Source organism: Hymenobacter glaciei (assembly GCF_039539585.1).
GTDB lineage: Bacteria > Bacteroidota > Bacteroidia > Cytophagales > Hymenobacteraceae > Hymenobacter > Hymenobacter glaciei.
In genome coordinates, this window is sequence record NZ_BAABDK010000015.1 from 39,467 (window position 1) to 65,294 (window position 25,828).

General features: G+C 59.6%; 25 protein-coding genes, 1 tRNA gene and 1 pseudogene. 12 read left to right on the forward strand and 15 right to left on the reverse strand.

What is annotated here, in order from left to right:
- Window positions 1-76: 76 nt before the first annotated feature.
- A pseudogene (locus ABD837_RS08790) lies at window positions 77-1,584 on the reverse strand (serine hydrolase).
- 416 nt (window positions 1,585-2,000) lie between these two features.
- Between ABD837_RS08790 and ABD837_RS08795 the strand changes: the two are divergent.
- Entirely contained in the window at window positions 2,001-2,756 is a 756-nt protein-coding gene (locus ABD837_RS08795; protein WP_345053029.1) for a hypothetical protein, read from the forward strand.
- Between the two features lie 58 nt (window positions 2,757-2,814).
- Entirely contained in the window at window positions 2,815-4,179 is a 1,365-nt protein-coding gene (locus ABD837_RS08800; protein WP_345053032.1) for a dipeptidase, read from the forward strand.
- 74 nt (window positions 4,180-4,253) lie between these two features.
- Here ABD837_RS08800 and ABD837_RS08805 read toward each other — a convergent pair whose 3' ends face one another.
- The 4 genes from ABD837_RS08805 to ABD837_RS08820 form a co-directional block, all read right to left on the reverse strand.
- Window positions 4,254-4,877: a porin family protein gene (locus tag ABD837_RS08805; RefSeq protein ID WP_345053034.1), complete on the reverse strand. Its 624-nt coding sequence runs from the start codon at window positions 4,875-4,877 to the stop codon at window positions 4,254-4,256.
- Between the two features lie 147 nt (window positions 4,878-5,024).
- Window positions 5,025-5,621 carry a porin family protein gene (locus tag ABD837_RS08810; protein WP_345053037.1) on the reverse strand — a complete coding sequence of 199 codons (597 nt, stop codon included), beginning with the start codon at window positions 5,619-5,621 and terminating at the stop codon, window positions 5,025-5,027.
- Between the two features lie 481 nt (window positions 5,622-6,102).
- Window positions 6,103-6,693, reverse strand: coding sequence for a porin family protein (locus ABD837_RS08815; RefSeq protein WP_345053040.1), 591 nt, complete (start codon window positions 6,691-6,693; stop codon window positions 6,103-6,105).
- A 157-nt stretch (window positions 6,694-6,850) separates the two neighbouring features.
- A complete protein-coding gene (locus tag ABD837_RS08820) occupies window positions 6,851-7,441 on the reverse strand; it encodes a porin family protein (protein ID WP_345053042.1) in 591 nt (196 codons plus the stop codon).
- 191 nt (window positions 7,442-7,632) lie between these two features.
- On the opposite strand from ABD837_RS08820, the gene ABD837_RS08825 reads away from it, so the two are divergent.
- Both ABD837_RS08825 and ABD837_RS08830 read left to right on the forward strand, forming a co-directional pair.
- Window positions 7,633-8,760: an acyloxyacyl hydrolase gene (locus tag ABD837_RS08825; protein ID WP_345053045.1), complete on the forward strand. Its 1,128-nt coding sequence runs from the start codon at window positions 7,633-7,635 to the stop codon at window positions 8,758-8,760.
- Between the two features lie 141 nt (window positions 8,761-8,901).
- Complete coding sequence (locus ABD837_RS08830; protein WP_345053047.1) at window positions 8,902-9,588, forward strand: hypothetical protein; 687 nt, start codon at window positions 8,902-8,904, stop codon at window positions 9,586-9,588.
- Here the strand turns inward: ABD837_RS08830 and ABD837_RS08835 are convergent.
- On the reverse strand, window positions 9,494-10,564 hold the full coding sequence (locus tag ABD837_RS08835) for a quinone-dependent dihydroorotate dehydrogenase (RefSeq protein WP_345053049.1): 1,071 nt from the start codon (window positions 10,562-10,564) through the stop codon (window positions 9,494-9,496). The two genes, ABD837_RS08830 and ABD837_RS08835, sit on opposite strands and share 95 nt — an antisense overlap.
- Between ABD837_RS08835 and ABD837_RS24970 the strand changes: the two genes are divergently transcribed.
- Window positions 10,505-10,633, forward strand: coding sequence for a GNAT family protein (locus ABD837_RS24970; protein WP_425554321.1), 129 nt, complete (start codon window positions 10,505-10,507; stop codon window positions 10,631-10,633). The two genes, ABD837_RS08835 and ABD837_RS24970, sit on opposite strands and share 60 nt — an antisense overlap.
- Here the strand turns inward: ABD837_RS24970 and ABD837_RS08840 are convergent.
- From ABD837_RS08840 to ABD837_RS08860, 5 genes are all read right to left on the reverse strand, one after another.
- On the reverse strand, window positions 10,572-12,107 hold the full coding sequence (locus tag ABD837_RS08840) for a YifB family Mg chelatase-like AAA ATPase (RefSeq protein WP_345053051.1): 1,536 nt from the start codon (window positions 12,105-12,107) through the stop codon (window positions 10,572-10,574). The genes ABD837_RS24970 and ABD837_RS08840 overlap by 62 nt on opposite strands.
- 112 nt (window positions 12,108-12,219) lie before the next feature.
- Window positions 12,220-12,807 (reverse strand): D-sedoheptulose 7-phosphate isomerase, encoded by a 588-nt coding sequence (lpcA, locus tag ABD837_RS08845; RefSeq protein ID WP_345053054.1) that lies wholly within the window; start codon window positions 12,805-12,807, stop codon window positions 12,220-12,222.
- A 279-nt stretch (window positions 12,808-13,086) separates the two neighbouring features.
- Complete coding sequence (locus ABD837_RS08850; protein ID WP_345053056.1) at window positions 13,087-13,596, reverse strand: hypothetical protein; 510 nt, start codon at window positions 13,594-13,596, stop codon at window positions 13,087-13,089.
- Window positions 13,597-13,700: 104 nt separating this feature from the next.
- A complete protein-coding gene (locus ABD837_RS08855) occupies window positions 13,701-13,955 on the reverse strand; it encodes a hypothetical protein (RefSeq protein WP_345053057.1) in 255 nt (84 codons plus the stop codon).
- A 28-nt stretch (window positions 13,956-13,983) separates the two neighbouring features.
- Entirely contained in the window at window positions 13,984-15,828 is a 1,845-nt protein-coding gene (locus tag ABD837_RS08860) for an ABC transporter ATP-binding protein (RefSeq protein WP_345053059.1), read from the reverse strand.
- A 114-nt stretch (window positions 15,829-15,942) separates the two neighbouring features.
- On the opposite strand from ABD837_RS08860, the gene ABD837_RS08865 reads away from it, so the two are divergent.
- Window positions 15,943-16,395 (forward strand): QcrA and Rieske domain-containing protein, encoded by a 453-nt coding sequence (locus ABD837_RS08865; RefSeq protein ID WP_345053061.1) that lies wholly within the window; start codon window positions 15,943-15,945, stop codon window positions 16,393-16,395.
- An 8-nt stretch (window positions 16,396-16,403) separates the two neighbouring features.
- Here the strand turns inward: ABD837_RS08865 and ABD837_RS08870 are convergent, their stop codons facing one another.
- The gene (locus tag ABD837_RS08870; RefSeq protein ID WP_345053064.1) at window positions 16,404-18,371 is read right to left on the reverse strand and encodes a capsule assembly Wzi family protein; all 1,968 of its coding nucleotides are present in this window, start codon (window positions 18,369-18,371) and stop codon (window positions 16,404-16,406) included.
- Window positions 18,372-18,606: 235 nt separating this feature from the next.
- Between ABD837_RS08870 and upp the strand changes: the two genes are divergently transcribed.
- The 3 genes from upp to ABD837_RS08885 all read left to right on the forward strand — a co-directional run bounded on the left by upp (window position 18,607) and on the right by ABD837_RS08885 (window position 20,894).
- The gene (gene upp / locus ABD837_RS08875) at window positions 18,607-19,317 is read left to right on the forward strand and encodes a uracil phosphoribosyltransferase (RefSeq protein WP_345053066.1); all 711 of its coding nucleotides are present in this window, start codon (window positions 18,607-18,609) and stop codon (window positions 19,315-19,317) included.
- Between the two features lie 174 nt (window positions 19,318-19,491).
- Window positions 19,492-19,944, forward strand: a complete 453-nt coding sequence (locus tag ABD837_RS08880) for a hypothetical protein (RefSeq protein WP_345053068.1) — start codon at window positions 19,492-19,494, stop codon at window positions 19,942-19,944.
- A gap of 113 nt (window positions 19,945-20,057) precedes the next feature.
- The gene (locus ABD837_RS08885; protein ID WP_345053071.1) at window positions 20,058-20,894 is read left to right on the forward strand and encodes a hypothetical protein; all 837 of its coding nucleotides are present in this window, start codon (window positions 20,058-20,060) and stop codon (window positions 20,892-20,894) included.
- 6 nt (window positions 20,895-20,900) lie between these two features.
- Here ABD837_RS08885 and ABD837_RS08890 read toward each other — a convergent pair whose 3' ends face one another.
- Window positions 20,901-22,310, reverse strand: coding sequence for a DEAD/DEAH box helicase (locus ABD837_RS08890; protein WP_345053073.1), 1,410 nt, complete (start codon window positions 22,308-22,310; stop codon window positions 20,901-20,903).
- A 225-nt stretch (window positions 22,311-22,535) separates the two neighbouring features.
- Here ABD837_RS08890 and ABD837_RS08895 point away from each other — a divergent pair.
- From ABD837_RS08895 to ABD837_RS08905, 3 genes are all read left to right on the forward strand, one after another.
- A tRNA-His gene (locus ABD837_RS08895) sits at window positions 22,536-22,609 on the forward strand.
- Between the two features lie 111 nt (window positions 22,610-22,720).
- The gene (locus tag ABD837_RS08900) at window positions 22,721-23,665 is read left to right on the forward strand and encodes a PfkB family carbohydrate kinase (protein WP_345053076.1); all 945 of its coding nucleotides are present in this window, start codon (window positions 22,721-22,723) and stop codon (window positions 23,663-23,665) included.
- Between the two features lie 69 nt (window positions 23,666-23,734).
- Window positions 23,735-23,977, forward strand: coding sequence for a hypothetical protein (locus ABD837_RS08905; RefSeq protein ID WP_345053077.1), 243 nt, complete (start codon window positions 23,735-23,737; stop codon window positions 23,975-23,977).
- 75 nt (window positions 23,978-24,052) lie between these two features.
- Here ABD837_RS08905 and ABD837_RS08910 read toward each other — a convergent pair whose 3' ends face one another.
- Window positions 24,053-24,478, reverse strand: coding sequence for a hypothetical protein (locus ABD837_RS08910; protein ID WP_345053080.1), 426 nt, complete (start codon window positions 24,476-24,478; stop codon window positions 24,053-24,055).
- 104 nt (window positions 24,479-24,582) lie between these two features.
- A complete protein-coding gene (locus tag ABD837_RS08915; protein ID WP_345053082.1) occupies window positions 24,583-25,191 on the reverse strand; it encodes a helix-turn-helix domain-containing protein in 609 nt (202 codons plus the stop codon).
- Window positions 25,192-25,828 lie beyond the last annotated feature (637 nt).

The window sequence follows — 25,828 nt, forward strand, 5'->3', positions numbered from 1 at the left end:
ATTGGATTTTCAGCTGCCTGCTCGTAGCCAGCACGGGCATCTGGTGTGGCCTGGTGCCCACGCTGGCTATAAAAGTTTAGAGCGACTTCTTCAGGTAGTCAGCGGCTCCCGCATTCTGCGGGTTCAGGGCCAGCGCGCGTTGGTAGTTCTTGCGCGCCAGTTCCCGGTTGCTCATGGATGCGTACAGCTCGGCCAGGCTATCGTAGGCATTGCCGCTTTGGGGGTACAGGTACACATTCAGCTTGAATACCGACAGGGCATTTTGGGCCTGGCCTTGCTTGAGCAGGGCGTAGCCCCAGGCGTTTACCTCATTTTCGGGCAGCTGGTAGGTCGGGTTCTTTTTTTGCTTCTGCTTCACCAGCGCTTCGGCCTGGCCAAAGCCGCGAGTGCCAAGCTCGGTGTGCAAGGCCCGGATGGTGGGCGGCAGGCCAAAGCCTGTAGCCGGCCGCATGTCGGGGATGTAGAACCCGGCAATTTCATCGATGAACATGTCGGGGTTAGCTCCCATCAGGTTGGTGAGCACCACAATGGCCAGGTCATCCTCGGGGTACACAAACAGGGCCGAACGGCCGCCGCCCGTGGGGGCCACGGCCCGGTGTTCGGGACGCAACACCGTGGGCCAACCCAGCGCGTAGCCGTTTTGCAAGCGGTTGAACCCCCGCGCCTGGCCATTGTTGAGCAGGCCCGGCGTCCAGAGCAGCGGCAGGCTGGTTGTATTCAAAAGCTTGCCCTGCTGCAAGGCAATCAGCCAGTGGGCCATTTCTTCCGCTGTCGAGGTCATGCCCGACGCCGTGCGCACGGAGGGCCCGTACGCTTCGAACAGGTTGTACGGCTGGCTGGTCCGCTGCCATTCCCCGTTCACGACCTTGGAATAGGTGTAGCCCCGGGTAGCATTGGGCAGCACGTCGTGCGAGTCGCCCAGCGCCGTGCGCGGCATGCCTACCACGTTCAGCTGCCGTTCCTGAATGAACGAGGCGAATGGCTGCCCGCTGAGCTGGTCGATGAGTTTGCCGACCACCAGGTAGTTGGTCTGGTTGTAGCTGAACTTTTCGCCAGGGCAAACTCCATTGGTTTCTTCTGCACGTTGGCCCAGGCGGCGTTTTCGTTGGCCTCCGTCACTATGTCATCGTCGCCCATTATCTCGGGTAGGCCCGAGGTATGCGTGAGCAGCTGCCGAACCGTAACGGGCTGCCACGCGGCCGGCAGCCCGGGCAGGTACCGCGAGATGGGCGCGGCCACGTCCAGCTTGCCAGCTTCTGCCAGTTGCACCACTGCCACACCCACAAAGGCTTTCGTAATGGAGTTGATGGTGAAGCGCGATTTGCGGCTCACGGGAATGGAGTCCTGGATATTGGCCAGCCCGTAGTGCCCCAGCTTCACTACCTGGCCGTGTCGGACGACGGCCAGTTGCAGGCCCGGAATGCGAAGCTGCCGCATTTTCGCGGCAATGAACAGGTCCACGCTATCGGCCGGCGCTTGCGCTTCAGCGCGTTGCAGGCAGGTGCAGGCCAGTAGCAGAAACAGCCACACGAGGCGGGGCAGCCGGTGGCGTTTTGCAGAACGGATGGGATGGGGGGAATGCATATTTTCAGAAAAAAGGAGGTGGAAAAGAAGGGCAGGAACCAGCCGTTTGCGGTGTTCGGTACAAACATATGCACGGTACCTTGCATTGCATAGTAACGACGCGAATAAATATTAGATATTTTAAATGTTTGCTCATTTCCGCTTAACGCTAGGCAATGGCTGGTCTCCGTTGTTCGGGCCCCTACATTTACTTCTGCACTCCCAATCCGTGCGAACCTTTTGGGAATGGCCTCACGGATTGGCTCAGCGTCCTGCCCGTATTGGCTGGTTCCACTTCCCTACCGACTACCCCGAACCCGGCTCGAAATAGTCAGCGCGCAGCACACCGAAGTCTGCTCAGGTGCTGGCCCCATCGTGTGCGGCGTCGAAGTGCAGCGTTGAAATCAAGTGCCTGGCGCAAAACAGTAACCCATTCGATGAAGAACCGACCACTGCCCGTCCTACTGCTGGGCACTTTGCTTGCCGTTGGGCCTGCTAGCGCCCAACTTGCTCCACGTGCTGCCTTTGCCTCCGACGAAGCGGCTGCCCGGCACAAGGCTGCTTTCGTGGCGGTGGTGAACAAGGCTGGTTTCAAACGGCCCGCCGATGGATACTATTACAAAAACCGCATCGACGTGACCAAAGAAGCGGCCTTGCGGCGCGTTGGAATCGATTTGCGGGCGATGGAACGGTCCCTTCGCATCGACGGGGCGGCCCCCTATGAGGAGTCTTCCTTGTTTGCCGACCTGGTGGTGCGTGGTACGGTGCTCAGTCTGGTCACCGATTCGAGCCGCGGCGTGTGCTACCACTCCCGCTACCAGATACGGGTAACCGAAACCTGGCAGGGCCGGCCCGCTGACACCGTAACGGTGCGGCTGGTAACCGGGCCCATAGGCGAAAGCCTCGGCATTACGTATTCCGGAGCACCGCGCATTCAGGTCGGGGAGGACGTTATTCTGCACCTGAACTACGTGGATTTCGCCGCGTACGAGGAGAACCGGAAATTCGGCGGCTGTGCCAACAATGCTGCTCCCGGTGACTTTATGGTGATGCTGGCCTCGCCTGTGCAGGGCAAGGGGGTGCTGAGTGGCTACGACCAGCGCACCGTTACCTCGCTGGCCGACCTGCGCCGCGACCTGCAGCGCTTCGCCGCCATCCTCGACAAAGAGCATTTCTACCAAAAAGAGTTTTGAGGCGGCGGGCTGCTACTTTTACCCCCGCATTCCCAACCCCGCTAACCCCCCGCTCCGCATGGCCAATTACCTCGCCGACAACCAAACCCGCTTCCTGAACGAGCTCATGGACTGGCTCCGCATCCCGTCCGTGTCGGCCGACCCCAAGTTTCACGCCGACGTGCTGAAGGCCGCCGACTACCTCAAGGCCCGCCTTGAAGAAGCTGGTGCGCAAAACGTCGAAATCTGCCCCACCGCCGGCAACCCCATCGTGTACGGCGAGTACATCGCGGGTCCCGAGGCCAAAACCGTGCTCGTGTACGGCCACTACGACGTGCAGCCCGCCGACCCCTACGAGCTGTGGACCTCGCCGCCCTTCGAGCCGGTGATTAAGGACGAAAAAATCTACGCCCGCGGCGCCTGCGACGACAAAGGCCAGGTGTACATGCACGTCAAGGCGTTTGAAATGATGATGCGCGACGGCCAGAGCGGTGTGCCCTGCAACATCAAGTTTATGTTCGAAGGCGAGGAGGAGATTGGCTCCAACAACCTCGAAATCTTCGTGAAGGCCAACAAGGAGAAGCTGAAAGCCGACGTCATCCTCATTTCCGACACCGGCATGCTGGCCAACGACGTGCCCAGCATCGAAGTGGGCCTGCGCGGCCTGAGCTACCACGAAGTAACCGTGACCGGCCCCAACCGCGACCTGCATTCCGGCCTATACGGCGGCGCGGTGCAAAACCCCATCAACGCCCTGTGCGAGATGATTGCCAGCCTGCACGACGAAAACGGCCACATCACCATCCCCGGTTTCTACGACAACGTGGACGAGCTGAGCGCCGAGGAGCGCGCCGAAATGGCCAAAGCCCCGTTCTCGGAAGAGGAGTTCAAGAAGAGCATTGGCTTGCCCGACAGCTACGGCGAAAAAGGCTACAGCAGCATGGAACGCACCAGCATCCGCCCCACGCTCGACGTGAACGGCATTTGGGGCGGCTACACCGGCGAGGGCGCCAAAACCGTCATTGCCTCGCAGGCCCACGCCAAAATTTCCATGCGCCTGGTGCCCCACCAGACCTCAGCCGAAATCACGGCGCTGTTCCAGAAGCACTTCGCCAGCATCGCCCCGGCCGGCGTTACCGTCGAAGTGCGCCCCCACCACGGAGGCGAACCCGTAGTTACGCCAACCAACTCGGTGGCCTACAAAGCGGCGGCCGATGCCATGGAAGCCACTTTCGGCAAGCGCCCGGTGCCCACGCGCGGCGGCGGCTCTATTCCGATTGTGGCCATGTTCAAGTCGGAGCTCGGTTTAGATACCGTGCTGCTCGGCTTCGGCCTCGATTCCGACGCCATCCACTCGCCCAACGAGCATTTCGGCGTCTTCAACTTCCTGAAAGGCATCGAAACCATTCCGCACTTCTACCGCAACTACGCGGCGGCTAAGTAGGAGGTCCTTGCTTCGATTAAAAAGGCCCGGCTTCTGCGCAGAAGCCGGGCCTTTTTACGGTTCAGAAGACAATGCTATTTGCTGCCGAACAAGTAGCCAGCCTGAAACTGAAAGACCGAGTTGCGGGGCAGACCAGAGTCGTTGCTTTCGCTAAATAAGCTCAGTATGCCACCGTTGTAGCGCGCACCCAGTTCCCAGCGCTCCAGCAGTTGGTAGCCCACGCCCACCACGTAGCCCAGGTCGAGCCGCCGCAAGCCGTTGGTATTGCGCGAGGTATAGGTGAGGGACGGCATGGTACTGGAGCTGACGGTGGAGGTGCTTTTCAAGGTGAGCAGGTAGCCCACCTGCGGGCCGGCTTCGGCGAAGAAGCTGCCGAATTTCAGGCGCAGCAGCACCGGCAGGTCGAGGTAGTTCGAGCGAGACTGGAGGCTGCTGGTGTACCCGCCCGGGCCGGACCCCTCTACGCGCATCCCCTTTTGCGAAAACAGGAGCTCCGGATGCAGCGAGAGCTTCTCACTTAGCGCCGCATCGGCCATTAGCCCGGCCGTAGCCCCTACCTGGTTGCGCACGCCCGTAACATCGTAGTTGGTCAGGCGTGCGAGGCTCACGCCCGCTTTCAGGCCGTAGCGAATGGTTTGGCCTTGCGCCGAACCAGCCAGCCCAGCCAGCGCGCCGAACAGGAGAAAAATTTTATGCATGGGAAGAAATAGATGTGGTGGTAATAAGATTCGAAACTACCAACAAACGGTAACTATTGCCTTCCCGCCTCCTTGCGGCCAGCTCAAAGCAAAAAAGCCCGGCTTCAATCGCGGAAGCCGGGCTTTTCTGCTTTGAGCGGAATTCAGCTACCCGCCAAACGAATACGTGAGGTACAGCTGAAACACGCTGTTGCGGATGTTGCCCTGCACCGTGGTATTGCCGCTCGTAACGGCCTTGGGCACGTTGCTGAACCCGCCGTTGTAGCGCAGGCCAATGCCCGGCCCGGTTTTGCGCTGGTAGCCCAAGCCCGCCAAGTAGCCGAAGTCGACGCTGTTCGTCGCGCTTTTTACATCGGTTGATACCGCCCCGGCCCTGTTATCGGCGGCCAGCAGGAAGCCCACCTGCGGGCCGGCTTCGAAAAACAGGCCGTCGGCATTTACGTGCAGGGCCAGCGGCACATCGATGTACTGCAGGCGGGTGGAATAGTCGCCCACCACATCTTTGGCTTTCGCGCCTTTTTGCGAATACAGCACTTCGGGCTGAATGGCGACCATGCGGCTGAGGCCAATATTGGCAAAAGCTCCGGCCTGGAAGCCGAATAAGCCCGTAACGTTGCCCGACTGTGCCCCCACAAACGAGGCGTAGGAAGCCCCTGCTTTCAGGCCCAGCGATACGTCGCTCTGCGCCCGCGCGGCGCTGCTCAGACCGGCCGCCAGGGCCAGCGTATAAAACATCTTTTTCATCCGACTCAGCAATAAGGTACCCGGCAAAGCTACAGCCGACACGAAAAAGCCCGATTCCCGCACTGGAAACCGGGCTTTTGTGCTTGTTAGCTAAGCTTATTTGCTGCCGAACGATTAAGCCAGCACCACCCAGATGTTGCTGGTCTTGTACTTGCCCGAGCCCAACACCGTAGCTGCGTCGCTTTTGAGTTGTTGTCGAGCAAGCGGCTGCGGCCATAGGCCAGCGAAATGCCCACGTTGATAGCCGGCGTTTGGGCCTGAGCTGCTCCGGCAGCCGCAGCCACCAGAGTCAGCGTAAGGAAAGTCTTTTTCACGATGAATAATTGGTGAAGGTACTGATAATCAACGCTAAATAGTGGATGCGCAGCGACGGGGCGTATGTTGTGGCCTTGGTTATTAAGTTGTCCGCTCTGGCACACGGACATAAAAAAGCCTGGCTTCTCTACAAGAAGCCAGGCTTTTAAAGAAGCAGCAGAAAAGCTTATTTGCCGCCGAACAGGTAACCTACCTGGAATTGGAATACCGAGTTGCGCTGCTTGTCAGAACCCGATGGGTCGTTCAGGTCGGAGATGCCGCCGTTGTAGCGCACACCAACCTCCAGGCCCGAAGACAACTGGTAGCCTACACCGGCGATGTAGCCAGCGTCGATTTTGCGCGTGCCTTCAGTGCTGGTTGAGCTAAACGTCTGACCACCAAAGCTTGCTTCCGACTTTTGGCCAAGTAGGAAACCTACCTGCGGGCCGGCTTCGAAGAACAGGCCGTCAGCGTTTACGCGGAGCAACAGGGGGATGTCGAGGTAGCTGGTACGGACTTGGCCAGTGGCACCGCTTTCTTCGAACTTAGCGCCTTTTTGTGAGTATAGCAGCTCGGGGTGGAAGGAGATAAGGTCGCTGAAGCCAAAATCGGCCATTACGCCTGCTGAGAGGCCCACCAGGTTCTTAGCGTCTTCCGTGCCTTTGCCCGAAATGTTCGCCAGGTTAGCGCCGGCCTTCACACCGAAACGGGTGCTTTGTGCTTGAGCAGCGCCGGTTACGCCGGCGAGGATTGCGAGGGATAGAATGACTTTTTTCATGAAAATAAGAAGTGGAGGGGTTAAATGCCGCGCAAAGCTAACAGGAAATATTAATTCAATAGAACATAGTATATGTAAAGTTGTATTATAATATATAATTGTATGCGAAAAAGCCCGGTCTCGATAGAAACCGGGCTTTTGCAAAAACAATCGTTATTTACTTGCCGCCGAACATGTACCCCAGTTGTACCGAAAACACGCGGTTGCGGTTCTGGTCGTTTGCACCGTCGTCTTTTCCTACGCTGTTGATACCGCCGTTAAAACGGCCTTCAATGCTAAGGCCGGACTCCAGCTGATAGCCAACTGCAGCTACGTAGCCGAGCTCAAGCTTCTGGTAGGCATCGTTGTCGAGTTTGATTTCGTTGCCGTCACCGTCCGAGAGCTTCACTTTGGCCAAGTAGCCAACCTGTGGGCCGGCTTGCAGGAACGGTCCTTTGCCATCGGACAGCGTGTAGCGGAACATGATGGGCACCTCGATGTAATTCAGCTTGAATTTGAAGTCGGTACCCTTTATCTCAGCGCCCTTCTGCGAATACAGGAGTTCGGGCTGAATGGAAAGGGATTCCGACAGACCGATATTGGCAGCAAGGCCGCCTACTGCACCAAACTTGTACTTGGCATTGTCTACGTTATCGCCGGAAAAAGTAGTATAGTTCGCGCCGGCTTTCACGCCGAAACGGGTGGTTTGCGCATTAGCAGCAGTGGTAAGGCCCGCAAGCAGCGCCAGCGAAAGGATTGTTTTTTTCATCACAGATAAGAAAAAAAGGATAAAGTGAATTCTGAAGGAATTCTGGGGATAAACTCAGAGTCGGGGCTTATACCGGCCAGTTAGGCATTTGGGTTGCGAAAAACAGATTAAGGTTTTCGCTTGCAGCATAGCCGCTGGGCGGTCGTATTTTTGAGGTCGGGCCGGCACGCACAGTTGCTCAGAGGGTTATTATGAGAACTTATTCAAATAGGTGGATATTAGGGAGCGTAATATTTTTTCTTTCAGGAGCCGAAGCCCAAGGCCAGGTCGCCGATAGTACTTCGGCCCAGCTGGCGCCGCGCGCGCCCTTCGTGGTGGGTGCCTATGCCCAGGGCAGCATTATCATGGCGCACACCTACGCCATCCGGCACCTGGTGGCCTCGCACCCCACGGGCTTCGAAGTAAACCTGCAGCAGCAGACTACCGGTGCCGCGCCCTGGCACGGCTGGTACAAGTTCCCGAAAATTGGCCTGGCACTCACCTACTACGATTTTCACAACCCCGCGCTGGGCTACGCGTTTTCGGCCAGCCCCTACATCAGTAAGTCGATTTCGCGCAACGCGAAGCACGATTTGAGCTTCCGGCTCGGAGCGGGGTTGGCCTTCCTCACCAACCCCTACAACCAGGAAACCAACCACAAAAACACCATCGCCAGCTCGGCCCTCAACGCCACGCTGCAGTTCCGGTTCGAGTACGACTACGCCCTCACGCCGCACCTGGGCCTGCTGGTGGGAGCCGGCCTCAACCATTACTCCAACGGGGCCACCACCAAGCCTAACTTCGGCGTGAACCTGCCCTCGGTGGTGCTCGGCCTGAACTACCACCAGCAGCGCCCCGCCCCGCGCACCAACGCCAACGCACCCCTGCCGGCCGAGATTGGCCACACGTTTTTCAACGTGAGCACCAGCGTGGGCTTCAAGCAGCGCACCGAGGGCGACAAGCAGAAGTACCTCGTGAACTCGCTGACCGTGGCCGTGGGCCGGCGCATGAACCGCAAATCGAACCTGCTGCTGGGCCTCGAAGGCTTCAACGACCGCAGCCTGAAAGCTACCCTGAACGACACTACCCGCGCCGGCCTCGCGCAGCCCGACGTGAAGAAAGCCGGCATTTTTGTGGGCCACGAGCTGTTGTTTGGGCGGTTGGTCTTCGATTCGCACCTGGGTTTCTACCTGTACGCACCCTACAAATCGAGCACACCCTACTACGAGCGCCTGGGCCTGAAATACCACTTCACCAACCTGCTTTTCGGGGCAGTAGACCTGAAAATTCATCGCGGCGCGGCTGACGTGATTGAATTCAAAATTGGAGCTAGGCTGTAGCGCCAACGCAAGGGCCACGCTTCTTCGGTCACCCCCGACGCTTCGGCCGCTTCGAGCAGCGTTTCGGCAAGGTTAAGTTGGCGCAGGCTGCCCCGGTTCTCATCTTTCGGCAGCGGTTTAATAATAGCCGCACCAGCCGCCATGGAAACCTTTTTCGCCCTCAACCGCTATCTGCACATTGCTGCCGGCTTCACGGGCTTTTTCGTGGCACCTGTGGCGCTGGCCGTGCATAAAGGCGGCAGGGCTCACCGCCGCTGGGGGCTGGTGTTTTTCTGGGCCATGGTGGTAGCTGGCTGCACGGCCATCGTGGGCTCGCAGCACATTCACAGCACGTTTCTGCTGCTCACGGCCGTGTTCAGCCTCTACATGGCCGGTTTCGGCTACCGCTCCCTGTTCCTGAAACAGCTGGCCTGGGATGCCCGGGTCGAAGCCTTCGACTGGGCGGTGGCAGGCGTGGGTGTGGCAGTGTTTCTGAGCACGGTGGCCTACGCGTTTTTCACCCGTACTATCCCGGTCGGCGTGTTCGGTGCGCTGGGCACGTTCACCGCTTTCCGCCAGCTCCGCGGCTACGCCAAGGCCGGGCACTGGACCAAAAACCAGTGGCTGCTCAATCACATTTCAGGTTTCCTGGCTTCCTACATTGGGGCCGTGTCGGCATTTTCGGCCACCAGTCTGCACTTTATTCCGTTCCCAGTCAACTTTCTCTGGCCTACCCTTATCGGTGTGCCCCTTATTATGTGGTGGCACCGGCGGGTGCGTGGGCAACGGGTAGCTGTTGCACCAGGCTCCGGTTTATCCGGCTCACCAGTGCTGGCCCTTCGTAAATAAAGCCGGTGTAGAGCTGAATAAGCGAAGCACCAGCAGCCAGCTTCTCCTGCGCATCGGCGGCCGAGTGGATGCCGCCGGAGCCAATAATCGGCAGGCCGCCGTCGGATTTCCGGTGCAGGTAGCGAATGACTTCGGTGGCCCGCGCCCGTAGCGGTTTGCCGCTCAGGCCACCCGCGCCCAGGCTGGCCACGTAGCCGGGCTCGCTCTGCAGGTTATCGCGGCTGATGGTGGTATTGGTGGCCACCAATCCGCTCAGGTGCGTTTCGCGGGCAATTTCCAGAATGTCGTCGAGCTGCGAATCGGTGAGGTCGGGCGCAATTTTGAGCAGCAGCGGGCGCGGCAAGGTGCGGGTCTGGTTGCGTTGCTGCACCTGCTGCAACAGTTCAATCAGCGGCTTTTTCTCCTGCAGCTGGCGCAGGTTGGGCGTGTTGGGCGAGCTCACGTTCACCACGAAGTAATCGACCACTTCGGCCAGCGCATCGAAGCTGGCCACGTAGTCCTCGGCGGCTTGCTCGTTGGGCGTGTCCTTGTTCTTGCCGATGTTGCCGCCGATGATGAGCTGCCGGTTCGCCCGCCGGGCCAGCCGGGCCGCTACCACAGCTGCTCCGTCGTTGTTGAAGCCCATGCGGTTCACCAGGGCCTCGTCCTGCGGCAGCCGGAACAGACGCGGCGTGGGGTTGCCGGGCTGCGGCCGGGGCGTCACCGTTCCGATTTCTACGAAGCCAAAGCCCAGCGTAGCCAGCTCATCGGTCAGGGCCGCATTCTTGTCGAAGCCCGCCGCCAGGCCCACCGGGTTGGGGAATTTCAGCCCGAATACCTCCCGGGCTAGGCTGGGGTCCTGGAAATCGTAGAGCGCCCGCAACAGCGCCGGGGTTCCCGGCACGCGCGCCGCCCGGCGCAGGTTATCGAAAACGAGGTGGTGGGCGCGCTCGGCGTCAAGGTTGAACAGCAGGGGTTTGACGAGAGCTTTATACATGGATTGTTTACCCGGCCCAGCCTTCGCGGTCGAGGCTGCGGTACTGAATGGCTTCGGCCAAGTGGTTAATCTGAATATCGTCGGTGCCGGCCAGGTCGGCGATGGTGCGGGCCACCTTCAGGATGCGGTCGTAGGCGCGGGCGCTTAGGCCGAGGCGCTCCATGGCCGTTTTCAGGAGTTGGCGGCCCTCTTCGCTGATTTGGCAGATGTCCTTCACCATCTGGGGCGGCATCATGGCGTTGGAGTGAATGTCAACGTACTCCGTAAACCGTATTTCCTGCACCTGACGGGCCTTATCAACCCGTGCCTGAATGTCGGCGCTGGTTTCTGATTTCCGGCTCTCCGTCATCTGGTCAAACGTCACGGGCGTCACCTCCACGTGCAGGTCGATGCGGTCGAGCAGTGGACCCGAAACCTTGTTGAGGTATTTCTGCACCACGCCGGGGCCGCACACGCATTCCTTTTCGGGGTGGTTGTAATAGCCACACGGGCAGGGGTTCATGCTGGCAATGAGCATGAAGTTAGCCGGAAACTCGATGCTGATTTTGGCCCGCGAAATGGTTACGCGGCGTTCCTCCAGCGGCTGGCGCATCACTTCCAACACAGTGCGCTTGAACTCGGGCAACTCGTCCAGAAACAGCACGCCGTTGTGCGAGAGCGAGATTTCGCCGGGCTGCGGGTTGCTGCCCCCGCCCACCAGCGCCACGTCCGAAATGGTGTGGTGCGGTGCCCGGAAAGGCCGCATGCTCAGCAAGCCGCCCCCGGCCAGCTTGCCGGCCACGGAGTGGATTTTGGTGGTTTCCAGGGCCTCCTGCATGCTCAGGGGCGGCAGAATGCTGGGCAGGCGCTTGGCCAGCATGGTTTTGCCCGCGCCGGGTGGCCCAATCATGATGACGTTATGGCCGCCGGCGGCCGCAATTTCCAGCGCCCGCTTGATGTTTTCCTGGCCCTGCACGTCGGCAAAATCGGCCGTGTACTTGTTCACGGCCTGCTGAAACAGGTCGCGGGTATCAACGGTAGTCGGTGTGATTTCCAGCCGGCCCTCGAAGAAGTCGATGGCCTCCTGCATACTGCCCACGGCAATCACGTCGAGGTTGTTCACGATGGCCGCTTCCTCGGCATTCTCTTTGGGCAGCACGATGCCCTTAAATCCTTCCTTACGGGCCTGAATCGCAATGGGCAGTACCCCTTTAATGGGCCGCAACTCGCCATCGAGGGCCATTTCGCCCATAATCACGTACTCGGGAAGGCGCTCGGTCGTCAGCTGCTGCGAGGCGTGCAGAATGCCCAGCGCGATGGGCAAGTCATAGGCCGCGCCTTCCTTGCGGATGTCGGCCGGGGCCATGTTCACCACCGTTTTGGTGCGCGGCATGCGGTACCCCCGAAACTTCAGCGCCGCCTCAATCCGCTGCTGGCTTTCCTTAATAGCGTTGTCCGGCAAGCCTACCACATTAAACCCAGTGCCCGCCGAAACCACCACTTCGATGATGATGGTGTAGGCATTGACGCCCTGCACGGCCGAGCCGAAGGTTTTGGTGAGCATGGTAGAGAGGTAGGGTGCGGGGCTTGCCCCCGCCCGGTCGTTGAAACAGAGTTGTTGAGTTTGTGCGGACGGCCGGGCGGGGGCAAGCCCCGCACCCTACGCCAACGGAAAGTTACAGCACCAGCTTCTCAATCAGCTGAATCATGATGTGAATGGCTTTGATGTGGATTTCCTGAATCCTATCGGCGTAGCCGAAGTGCGGCGCACGAATCTCCACATCGCTGAGGGCCGCAAGCTGGCCGCCATCCTTACCGCTAAGGCCAACCACAGTCATGCCCAACTCGCGGGCAGCTTCGGCAGCACGCAGGATGTTGGGCGAGTTGCCGCTGGTGCTGATGGCCAGCAGTACATCGCCGGGCCGGCCCAGTGCCTCCACAAAGCGGCTGAAGACGAACTCGAAGCCAAAGTCGTTGGCTACGCAGGTCATGTGCGAGGCTTCGGTGAGAGCAATGGCGGCCAGGGCGCGGCGGTTTTCCCGGTACCGGCCGCTGAGCTCTTCGGCAAAATGCTGGGCGTCGCAGAGGCTGCCGCCGTTGCCGCAGGTGAGAACCTTGCCGCCAGCCTGTAAGCTGGCCGCGATGAGCTCGGCAGCGGCGGCGATACTGGCTATTTGGGCTGGGTCGGCCAGAAAGCGGTCGAGCACGGCGCGTGCTTCGGTCAGCTCGGCGCGGATGAGGTCGGGGAGGGTGGCGTCAGGCACTTATACTTGTGTCGAAGAGAACTGCGAAAATCGGGCGGCGGATGTAGAGACGCGACCCATCGCGTCTCGGCGTTGAACGATGCTGGAATGGCGCGGTCCCGAAGACGCGATTGGTCGTGCCTCTACTCCGTTCTCGCAAATCACTTCGCGTCGGGTATAGTTTTTTGTTTGTCATCCTGAGCTTGCGAAGGACCTTATCACGGTTAAGCCAACTGATTTACTGCTAATTGTTAAGAAGTAATAAGGCCCTTCGCTCTGTTCATGATGATAGATTCGAAGTTAGGCGAGCGGTGGCCGGTCGGCGGGCGCGGTGTTCGACAAGCTGGGGTCGTTCTGCGGGAAAGTCGGCTGGGGCAGGTGGTCAGCCGTGCGGTTTTCGGTGGTGCTTATGGTGCCGGCTACCTGGCTTTGGGTCGGCTGCTCGCGCACCACGGGAGCGTCGAGAATGCGGCCGTCGATGGTGCGCGGGCCCGTGGGCGGAGCCGAAATGGTGGTGCGCTGCTGCTGGTCGTAAAGCTTGGCTTTCAACTCGTTGATTTTGCCTTCGTGCTGATTTACCGTGCGGCGCAGCATCACGCTATCGAGGTTTTCGGTGAGCAGGTGCAGGGCCATAAGCACGGCGCCAATCACGAACATGGTGTAGAAAAACTGCCGTTCCTGTTCAATGGCCGACAAGCCTGACCCCATGCCCATAACCGAGGTGCGCACCGCGGGAACAAGGATGAACAGCAGCGCCAGCAGCAGGTAAATCATGACGGCGACGGTGACAATGCGTTTGAGAGCGAGCATAGCGGAATGAGTGTGAAAGTGAGGCTGGTATTAGCTGTTGGAAACGAAGGCTGCGGAAAAACAGCCGCAAAATACTTCTTTCGTAACGCAACTACTCCAATAGGCTACTTGGCCGAAAGGGTAGTGTCGGCCGCGATAACGGCGGAATCGGCTACCACTACCACCGCCCCGCGTGCCCGCTGGGCATCCTGGTCCGCTTGAATGCGCTCGATGAGCGACTGCTGGCGCGCCGTCGCATTTGCCATCTGGGTTTCATAATCCAGTTTTTGCTGGCTGCGGTAGTATTTGTAGCCGACGCGCAGCCCCAGCATAAGGAGCGCGAGAATTAGAAACCAGCGGGTGTTGTTTTTGCCAAACATCAAGGAAAGGAAGAAGGGTAAGGAAAGGCTACACCAATGCGGCATTGGTCTGCATCGAGCTCAGGCGTTGGTACACACCACCTTCGCGGCGCAGCAGGTCGTCGTGCGTGCCGCGCTCCACGATGCGGCCGTGCTGGAGCACCACAATTTCGTCGGCGTGCTGCACGGTGCTCAGGCGGTGGGCGATAACGAGCGAGGTGCGGTTCTGCATCAGGCGCTGCAGGGCTTCCTGCACCAGCTTTTCGCTTTCGGTGTCGAGGGCCGAAGTGGCTTCGTCGAGAATGAGAATGGGCGGGTTGCGCAGGATGGCGCGGGCGATGCTCAGGCGCTGCCGCTGTCCGCCCGACAGCCGGCTGCCGCGGTCGCCAATTACCGTCTGGTAGCCGTCGGGGCTGGCCACGATGAACTCGTGGGCGTTGGCGATGCGGGCCGCTTCCATCACCTCGGCTTCGGTGGCGGCGGTGTTGAAGCGGATGTTGTTGAAAATGGTGTCGTTGAACAGGATGCTTTCCTGGGTCACAATGCCCATTTGGTCGCGTACCGAGTGCAGGGAGCAGGCGCGCAGGTCGTGGCCGTCGATGAGAATCTGGCCGGCGCTGGGGTCGTAAAAACGGGGCAGTAAGTCGGCCAACGTGCTTTTGCCACCACCGCTGCCGCCCACCAGTGCCACGGTCTGGCCTTTTTTTATGGTCAGGTTGATGTCGTAGAGCACCGGCGTTTCGCTGTAGCTGAAGCTCAGGTTGTTGAACTCAATCTCACGCTCAAAGGGCGGTAGCACGGTGGCGTCGGGCCGGTCGCGGATGGCGGGCTCGGTGTCGATGATGCTGAGTACCCGCTCGCCGGCCACCAACCCGCGCTGGATGTTGCCAAAGGAACTCGACAGGGCTTTGGCCGGCGTGAGGACCTGCGAAAACAGAATCACGTAGCCGATGAACGTCTCGCCATCGAGCGCCGACTTCCCGCCCAGAATGAGCGTGCCGCCGAAATACAGCAGCCCGGCCACCACCGAAACCCCTGCAAACTCGGAAAACGGAGAAGCTAAATCCCGGGTGTTGTCGATGGTGCGCGAGGTTCGGGCGTACTGGTTGTTTTGCTCCTCAAACTTGCCCTTGATGTACTCCTGCGCATTAAACGCCTTGATAACGCGGATGCCGCCCAGCGTTTCATCAATCACCGAAAGCATCGAGCCCAGTGTTTTCTGGCTGAGCTTGGCCTGGGTGCGCAGCCGCTTGGCAATAAAGGAAATGGCACCGCCTGATAATGGCAGCAGAATCAGCGTGAACAGCGTGAGTGGCACCGACATGTGGAACAGCACCAGGAAATACGCAATGATGGTAAGCGGCTCCTTGATAACGGCCGTGAAGGTGTTTACCACCGAGGTTTCCACTTCCTGCACATCGGCCGTGAAGCGCGACATCAAATCCCCCTTACGCTCGCCCGCGAAAAAGCCCAACTGCAGGCTGATGATGCGGTGGTACAAGTCGCGCCGCAGGTTCTGAATGACGCGCGCCCGCACCTTGGCCAGCAGGCGTAGGCTCATGTAGCGAAACACATTGCTCAGCAGCACCGACACCACTACCACGCCGCACACGAAGGCCAGCGCGCCCATTTTGCCGTGCGCCGTGAGCACATCGGCAAAGAAGTAGTTAAACGTGTCCGTTACCCACTGAATGGTGGGCTTGAAGCCCGGCAGGTGGTCGGGCGCCCGCATGGGCACCTTGTCCGTTTTGTCGAACAGCACGCTCAGCAGCGGAATAATCAGCGTGAAGTTGCCAATGCTGAAAAAGATGGTCAGCACCGTGTACAGCAAGTACTGCGGCAAAAAGGCCATCAACGGCCGCGCGTACTGCAATATGCGGAGGTAAGTTTTCATACGAATCTCAAAAATACGCTCATGTTTTTGCGCGGCGAGGCAACGGGTAGGTCCAAAGCGTCGAGTGCTTCGTTAATACCCGGCACCTGTTTTCAAACGTCTGACTTACTCAATATGAAACGCGACGAATTTTTGCACCTGTTTGGGTTTGGAGCCACCATGCTGCTCACCGGTTGCCTGGGCAGCTGCGCCAGCAAAAACGAGAACCCGCAACCCGCTTCCGGCCCGGGTTCTTCGTCGGGCCCGGCCCAGCCCATCGACTTTACCCTGGACCTGGCCGACCCAGCCAATGCCCGGCTCACCAACCCGGCTTTTGGCTACGTGTACGGGGCTGCCGGCCAGGTTATTGTGGCCAAAACCACTGCCGGCACCTACATAGCCTTGGCCGCGGCGTGCACGCACCAAGGCACTTCGGTGCAATTTCAGCCCAGTGCCGACAACTTCCTGTGCCCCAACCACGGCTCGCAGTTCAACACCAGTGGTGCTGTTCTCAACGGCCCGGCGGCGGCCCCGCTCCGCGCTTACACCGTGACGCAGACCGGTAACATTTTGCGCATTACGGCCTAGGTCAGGGCTTAAAACTCGTGCAGGCGTTGGGCAATGTTCCAGCGCACGGCCAGCGAAGCGTAAACCTCGTTCACGTTGGCTGCCGGGGTGAGGGAGTAGGTCTGGTGCCGGGCAATGAGCTTGGCATCCACAAACAGATTCAGGCGCGGCTGGTAAGTGGCCGTGAAATCGGTGTGCAGCAGGCGGCTTTTGTTGCCCTGGCCGGTGCGGTTGCCGTACTCGCTCACGCGGGTGTTGTAGGACTTAAGCACGTTGCCGCCGTAGTTCTGGCCGTTAGCGTCGGCGTTGGTCAGGTCGAGGCCCTGCTCGGTGTAGATGGCCTTGCCCACCAGCATCAGGCGAGGCAGGGGCTGGTAGCTGAGCACGCCGAGCACCTCGGTGAGGTTGGCGCCCATGGGGTGGGCCAGCGGCTGCATATAGTGGGTGTAGGCCGTGTAGTAGTCTTCGTGCTGGTAGGTGAAGGGGCGGATGTAGTTGATTTCGCCCTGCAGGTCGAGGTTGCGGATGCCTGCCACGTCAATGTACTTGAAGCCGGCTTGCAGTGCCTGCTTGTTGCCCCACCAGCCATTGCGGGCCCGCACCTCGCTGATTTTGAACTCATCGAGCACCACCTGCCCGTAGAGCTGGGCCGTGTGGAAAATGTTCCACTTAAAATCGAGGCCCAGCGTGGCGTTGTCGGCCGAGCCCACCTGCTGCTCCACGGCGCGGTAGAAAATAATCGGGTTCAGGTATTGCAGCTCCAGCCCCCGGCCGGGGCCACCGGCAATCTCCGACTCAAATACGCCAATGTTCAGGTTCGGCGTCACATCGAGGCTGAGGTGGTGCAGGGCCATGTATTTCTTGGGGTACACGCCATCAACGGGGCTACCGGCCGAGTTGTAGGTGCGCCGGCCCGTAAGCTCGGCAAACAGGTTCTGATAGTTCAGCTTCCAGATACGGGTATTAAACTTCAGGAAAAAATACGGCGTGCTGTAGTCCGACAAAATCAGCGAGCGGTAACCGTTGCCGATGAAGTTACGGTCGTGCCCCAGCTGCACGTTGATGTGCTTGGTGGCGGCGTAAGTGATGTAGCCCCGGGCCGAGAAGAAGTCGTACTGGCCGGCCCCGTTTTTATACGGCTTCCAGTAGCCCTCGTGCGGCACAATGGTGTCGCGCGCTATGCGGTTCTGCACGTACTGCGGCACGCCCTCCTGGTTATCGGACAGGAACGCATAAAAGCCCAGGCGCTGGTCGATGGTGCCCTCTATCTGCGCGCCCCGCGTGTTCACGTAGCGGATGCCGTCGCTGTTCTGGTTGTCTTTGCCCGCCGAAAGCAGCGCCACCGGGTTCACGCGCAGGGTAAAGTCCTTGCTGTCGACGTGGTAGAAATCGGTCTGGTCGCGGTAGAAGTAGTTTAGAAATGGCTGGGCGCTTTGGTTGAGGTCGTTGCCCTGGGTCGAGTTGGCCCAGTTGTCCTTCAACAGGTATTGAGCGTTGAAGCGGTCGGCTCGCGAGAGGCTACCGGTGCGCGATGCCTGCGCACTGTCGGGCCCCAGAATGCGCTCGCCGAGGTGGGCAGCCGCCACGCGGGTATAGGGCCGCACGCTGGTATGCGGGTCGCGCAGCGAGTCGGAGCCAAACTTGATGGCGTAACGGTCAATCAACCGGTAGGTGTCGGGGTCGAGAGGAACGTAAGTGGCGCCCTGCGTAGCCTCGAACCCATTGCGGGAAGTGCGGGCCGGGCGCGGGGCCGTTGCACGCGGGGCTGTCCCGGGCTGAGAAGCCGACCGCAACGGCTTCTCGCGGGCTACGCGGCGCCGCGGGGTGTCAGCTACACTATCAAGTGGCTGGTCAAAAATCAACCAGGGCGACTTTTCGGCGGCGGGTGCGGTGCTGGCCGGAGCAGTCGTGGCGGGGGCTGGCGGAGCGGGCGCCGTTTGGGCGGCGACTGTACCGGCCAGCAACGTCAGGCAAATCAGTAACAGAGATTTAGGCATATAATCGAATAGGCTGCCGCGCAGCCTGGGGCGCGCGGTCCGATAAAAGTCAGGCAGGTCAATTTCTTAACAAACCTACGCAGCAAGCCGTTGGCGGGTCGAAAACGGTCCCGGCAATGCGGCTGTGAGCGAAGACGGTTTTCAGCTCGATTTCTTGCCCGCGCCCTGTTTTTGTGCCAACTTCGGGGTATCGGCCGCGCCTTTTGCCCGGCTTGCTCATTCAAGTCCCGTTCGTATGGCCACGCCACTTTCATCCTCCGCCGCTTCGGTTACCGCTGCTTCCGACGCCACCGATGCCCTGGCCAACGTCCACGTTGTCTGTGCCGAACCCAGCATTGCCAACCATTTTCTGGCCGAGCTGCGCGACAAAGACGTGCAGAAGGACAGCCTCCGCTTCCGTCGCAACCTCCAGCGCCTGGGCGAAATCATCGCCTACCGCATCAGCACCCACCTCAGCTACACCGACAAAACCATTCAGACGCCGCTGGCCGAAACCACGGGCAAGCTGCTCCACGACTTCCCCATTCTGGCCACGGTGCTGCGCGCCGGGTTACCATTTCATCAAGGTTTCCTGAATTATTTCGACCAGTCGCCCAGCGCCTTTGTAGCGGCTTACCGCATCGAAGGCACGGCCCAGGTGCAGGTGCAGGTCGACTACCTCTCGGCCCCTAGCCTCGACGAGCGGGTGCTCATCCTGGCCGACCCCATGCTGGCTACCGGTAAAAGCCTGGTGCAAACCTACCGGGCCATGCTGCGCTTCGGCATGCCGCGTCAGGTACACATAGCGGCCGTTATTGCCTCGCCCGAGGGGCTGGCCTACGTGGCCCGCGAAATCCCCGAAGCCACCCTTTGGGTGGCTGCCATCGACGAAAAGCTCAACGAGCACGCCTACATCATTCCCGGCTTGGGCGACGCCGGCGACCTGTCATACGGAAGCAAGCTGTAAGCGCCGAACCAGCTTTTGTCCAATTTCACTCACCGACGCGCGGCCGCCATTCGTGGCCCCAAGTCGGCAGCTTGGCCAGTGTTTGGAACCCAAGCCACCGAAAGCGGGTATCATTGCCAGTGACTCTGCCATCGAGTAGCGGGTTACTGCCTTTCCCTCGTTTCCCTTTCTATCGTGCACCACCTTGCCGTCAAATATGCCTCCGTCTTCCTGCTGAGCACGGTAAAGTTTCTGGGCGGGCCGTTGGCCGGGGCTTCTATGGGCCTGCATTTCTGGACCACCATGGCCCTCACCGTGGGCGGCATGATGACCAGTGTCTTCCTTTTCTCGGGCGTGGGGCGCGCCTGGATGAAGCACCGGCAGCACCAGCGCCGCTTGCGCCGCGAACCGATTTTCTCCAAAAAATCGCGGAACATCATCAAGGTGTTTCGCAAGTTCGGCATGGGCGGCATTGCCTTCCTCACGCCCATTTTGCTTTCGCCCATCGGCGGCACGGTCATCGCCACGCTGCTGGGCGTGCCACGGTCACGCATCATGCTGCACATGCTTTGGAGCGCTATGTTCTGGGGCTGCGCGCTCACCTTCGCCAGCATCCATTTCGGGCATCTCATCCACCACGGGAAGTAGCGACCGGGATTGTCTGCTGCCTTTCCGGTGAATTAGCTAAGGGAGGACCTCCATAGCTATATAATAGTAATCTGCGCCTTACTTTGGGCTATAGTTACTATCGCGGGATTGCTATGAAAACTGTTGTCGTTGCTTGCTGGTACATGCTGCTAAGCTTGGGTTGTTGGGCACAAACGCCACAGGCAGTTGTAGCTGAAGGCAGAATGCTCTATCGGTCAGAAGCTGCTTCTTGGTATGGAACGGATGTTTTCCTGGAAAAACTGAAGCACAGAAAGCAGAATTCGGGTGGGTATTTTTCTTATGCTGATGGGCGAATGGCCAAATGCGTATTCTTTTCAAAAGGAGATACGCCCCGAACACTGGCTATTATAACGTTTGACAGCACATACAACCCAGCAACAGCACATATCGACAGCATGCCTCGGGCCTTCACTCAGCACGAAAGCGACTTGTATGCTATCCGCAAAAAAGCGCTTGATGTTCTCAATGCTGATACCCTGTTTAAGAGGTTCAAGAACACTAGCCTGAACGTTATACCAATCATTGATAAGACTAAGAGAAGAGTCTATGTACTGACAGGGCCCTCAGTGTCAGGGGTGGTAGTGTTTGGCAACGATTATCAGATTGATTTTGATAAGCGGAATAATGTCATTGCGAAAAAGGGCCTCCATAAAAATCTTATTCCCATGGAGTACGGAAAAGATAAAGGGCAAACGGCTGCTATGCACAGCCATTTGCCCTCAACCGGCGAATACATTACGGCAACCGACATCTGTACCCTCATGCTTTATGAGAAGTACCCGGGCTGGAAGCAGTATTATGTGATTTCACCCAGCTTTGTATCCATCTGGAGTTGTGAAAAGGACGAACTTGTTGTCCTGACCAAAAAAGCTTGGGACAGAATCAACGAAGACCAAAAGAAGCGCCACCCCGAACAGGCGAAACCATAGGCTTACCTACCGCCCGCGCCGCTTCAGCGCTTTCACGCCGGGGTTTGAGCCGCCCTTCTTGCCCACGAAAGCCTTTGAGCCCTTGGTGCTCTTTTTCTGGCCTTCCTGAAAGGGTTTGCCCGTGCGCTTGTCAATGGTCACGCCGGGCTTAATCCACTCCTTTTTCTCGTGGAAAGCGCCTTTAAAGGTCGGGTCGAGCTTTTTGCGGCGCTCGTCCAGCTCGCGGCCCATTTTCTGCTGCTCCTCAAAGGGGGTTTCCTCCACTACAACTTCCTCAGGCAGCGGCAGCAGCTCTATTTTCTGGTTGATGAGCAACTCAATCTCGGCCACGTGCACCATTTCGGCTTCGTTGGCAAAGGTGATGGCTGCTCCCGTGTGCAGCGCCCGGCCCGTGCGGCCGATGCGGTGCACGTAGTCGTCGTGCACAATCGGAACGTCGAAGTTGATAACGTGCGTCACCTGCGGCACATCGATGCCGCGCGCAGCTACGTCGGTGGCCACCATGTAGCGCACCTCGCCAGCCTTGAACGAGTCCATGCTGTTCATGCGCGCGTTCTGGCCCTTGTTGCCATGTATCACGCGCACCTCACCGGCCGGGGCCTTGCGCTCCAGAAAATGGGCCACCTGGTCGGCGTGCTGCTTGGTGCGGCAGAAGAGCAGCACTCGCGTCATGGTGTCAATGTCGCGGTGCAGCAGGAAGTGCAACAGGTTGATTTTGGTGAGCAGGTTGGGCGCTTCGTACATCACCTGCGATACCGTTGAGGCCGTTTTGGCCGGCGGGCTCACTTCCACGCGCACCGGAAATTCCAGAAATTCCTCGCTCAGCGTGGTCACCCGCTCCGGCATGGTTGCCGAGAACAGCGCGTTCTGCCGCTTGCGCGGGATGATTTCGAGGATGCGCCGAATCTGAGGCATGAAGCCCATGTCCATCATCTTGTCGGCTTCATCCATCACCAGCGTTTTCAGGTCGGTCAACCGCACCGCGCCTTTCAGGTAAATTTCCAGCAGCCGGCCCGGCGTGGCAATCAGCACATCGAGGCCCGCAGAGATGGTTTCAATCTGGGTTTTCGGACCCAAGCCCCCGTAAATGGCAAAAATACGCAGGTCCGTATTCACCGCTAACACCTTCAGATGCTTCTCAATCTGAATGGCCAGCTCCCGCGTGGGGGCCAGCACCAGGGCCCGCGGGTTGTTGCCCTGAGCATATTTCACCTTCATAAGCAGCGGCAGGCCAAAGGCGGCGGTTTTGCCGGTACCGGTCTGGGCAATGCCCAGTACGTCGTGCCCGGCCATCAGCAGCGGGATAGTCTGAATCTGTACCGGCGTGGGCACGGTGAAGCCCGCATCGGCTACGGCCGTCAGGAATTGTTTGTTGAGCTTGAAATCGTTGAACGATGGGGTGGTATTGGGTTCCATTCCGCAAAGGTCGGGGTTTTTCGGCCGGTGACTACTCAAATTCTGAGAGAACGTTATGCAGAGCGTAGTGAAGCATCTCGCTTGCTGTCACTAATCAAGGATGTAAAAACGATTGGGTTATTGCTCCACGCGAGATGCTTCGCTACGCTCTGCATGACAGGTAGCCGATTTTTTTTTGCCATTTCCCGCTTCTTTTTCTATCTTTGCACCACCAAAACAAACCTGGTAGATATAGCTCAGCTGGTTAGAGCGCCGGATTGTGATTCCGGAGGTCGTGGGTTCGAGCCCCATTATTTACCCACTAAAATGAAGTCCCCGGAGAATTTTCCGGGGACTTTTTTGTTGCTTGCACTGAATCCGTTTTAACACGGCTTTAATCTGACCGTTTCTATTCACCACAATTTACTTGCATGAGCCTGCTCGTCATCGGCAGCGTCGCATTCGACGCCATCGAAACCCCCTTCGGCAAAACCGATAAAATCATTGGCGGTGCCGCCACCTTCATCAGCCTGTCGGCGTCGTATTCGCTCAAGCCCGTGAAGCTGGTGGCCGTGGTGGGAGACGACTTTCCGCAGTCTGACATCATGCTGCTCGAAGAGCACGGCGTGGACGTGGAAGGCCTGCAAATCAAGCAGGGCGAGAAGTCGTTCTTCTGGTCGGGCAAGTACTCGAAAGACCTGAACTCGCGCGAAACTCTCGTAACCGAGCTCAACGTGCTGGCCGATTTCGACCCCATCATCCCCGACGCGTATCAGGACTGCAAATACCTGATGCTAGGTAACCTGGCCCCGCAGGTGCAGCGCCTCGTCATCCAGCGCCTCATCAACCGCCCCAAGCTGATTGTGATGGACACGATGAACTTCTGGATGGACATTGCCCTCGAAGAACTCATTGCCACCATCGAAATGGTGGACGTGTTGAGCATCAACGACGAAGAAGCCCGCCAGCTCTCCGGTGAGTACTCGCTGGTGAAGGCAGCCAAGAAAATCATGGCCATGGGTCCGAAGTTTCTCATCATCAAGAAAGGTGAGCACGGCGCCCTGCTCTTCCACAAGAACAAGATGTTCTACGCTCCGGCGTTGCCCCTGGAAGAAGTGTTCGACCCGACCGGTGCCGGCGATACCTTCGCGGGCGGCTTCATCGGCCATCTAGCCGCGACGGACGACATCAGCTTCGAAAACATGAAGCGCGCTGTGATTCACGGCTCGACCATGGCATCGTTCTGCGTCGAGAAATTCGGCACCGAGCGTCTGCTCAACCTGACTGCCGAAGAAGTAGAAGCCCGCGAGGCGCAGTTTGCCGAACTGGTGAAGGTGGTGCCGGCCTCGGCCATCGCCAACGTGCCCGCGGCGTAGCTTTTTACAGGCAACCTTTTGGCGGCAGATGGGTACAATTGCTCATCTCTCACTCAACACCAAACCGCCATGGGACTCGCCAAGAAAGACACCGACTTGCAAAACGAGAAAACGTCCGTGAACCCGGCCGCTAACACGAAACGCAAAAGCACCCAAGTGCAAAGCCCGAATACGATGGACGTATCGGCCCACGGCAACACCACCGACGGCAACAGCGCCGGCCATGGCGTCGACAACATCCGCAACAATCCGCAAGGCAACCGACCCATGTCGGTGAGCGGCGGCAAAGGTCCCGGTAAAAAGGGGGATTAGCCGTTTTGCCCAAATGCCAAAAGAGCCCCGCCGGATAATTCCGGCGGGGCTCTTTTGTGGGCGTGAAACGCGGCGTTACGCAGTCAAGGTGGCGCGGTGGGCCGTTACCTCGGCGATGGCCTGCTGCAGCTCGGGTACTTGCACGGCCACCTGGCGCACGTCCACGGCTTGCAGGAAGGCCGTGACCCCGGCGCCGGCGCCGGCCACCGGTGCCACGTTCAGGTCTTCGAGGCGGCGGGTGGCGCTGCGCAGCAGGCGCTCGTTGGTGAGGCGCTCGGCGGTGCCGGCGGCCAGGCCGGCCACCAGCGGCGTGAGCCGGGCCACGGTGTCGGTGAGGCTTTGGCGGGTGCTGGCGCGGTCGGTGGCGCGGTCGGTGGCCTGGTCGGCCCGCAGGTCGAGCACCGAGTCGCGCACGGTAAACACGCGCAGCTCCAGTTCGAGCGACTCTTTGGCGGCGTCGCAGTCGGCCCAAGTAAGCAGGAGGTTGACGGGGAAAGGCATACGGGTAGGGGTGAAAGTGGAAAAGAGCCGGCATTGTTGCCGGGCGTCCTGCCAACGTTGCCGCTAATATTTAAGTATTTGGGGGAATGAAAATCTAACCCGGCTCAACCCGTCAGCGCGGCCACTTCGGCCCGCAGGCCGGCCAGGCGGGCCGCCAGCAGCTGCCGGGCGGTGGCGGCCGCGGCGGGGTTGGGCTCGGCAAGGGCCAGGTCCTCGGCCAGCTCGCTTAGCCAGCGGGCGTAGCGGGCGGCCTCGGCGGGGTCGGGCGGGACGGGAGCAGCGGCCAGCCGCGCCAGCCCCCGGCGGCGGTGGGCCAGGGCTTCGGTGCGGGCCTGCAAACCGGCCAGGCGCTGGGCCACGGCTAGGGCTTGCAGGCGGCAGGCGCCTACGCGGCGGCGCACCGGCGCGGGCCAGGCCCCGGTGGCAGTTTCAGGCGTTGCCAGCGCTAGGGCCTGCGTCAGCGGGTCGGCATCGGGGCCGGGCGCAGGCGGGGCGTCGTCGGGCGGGCCGCTGCCCAGGGGCGGGGGCAGCAGCCGGGCCAGCGGCAGCAGGCGTAGCGCCAGGGCCTCGGGGGCTTGCTTGCGGCCGGTTTCGAGGTGCGACACGAACCCCGCCGACACGCCCAGGTAGCGGGCCAGCTGCCGCACCGACAGGCCGAAGCGGGCCCGCACGGCGGTTTCGAGCGAGGCGGACGGCAGGGGGACGCGGGCCATGGGTGCTGGGAGAGCAGGAAAACCACCGCGCCCGGTGGGGCGGCCGGCCAGGCAGGAAATGCTGCCACCGGGGGAACGCTGGCACCGGCGGTTGGTATACAAAGCTAAGCAAACCCGCCGGGGTGTATACCCGATTGGTATACACAGCTTCCTGAAATTAATCGGCTGTATATCCAGAGGCCGGGCTCTGCTACGCCGCCTTGCGGGGGTGTTGCTAAACAAATAGGGGAAATCCTACGGCCCGGAAGCTAAGCAACTTGGATGCTGCTAATAAGACACGAATGCGCCGTAGAGCCGCAAGGAATGGTAAGTTTACAGGCGCCTTGAAGCAGTCGGAATCGACTGGCGAAAACGAACCTCAAGGCTGTCGTTTTGCTCACACGCCGGGTGATAGCTTGTTAGCTTGAGTGCTAATCATAAAAATGTAGCAGCTGTGCGCCCGAGTCGGAGGTTTTTTCCTGTTTGTTTAGCGACACGTTCCTTACGTGCCCGCTCCCCCCGTCGAAACGGGGTAGAAACCAGCTTTACACGCTGTAAATGGTCGTTTGCAACTCGTAAAAGGGCTTGCGTCTTACCTAAACCACCGTTTAGGCATACTTTCCATCAATAAGCTCCGCTACCCACCCCCGATGAGATT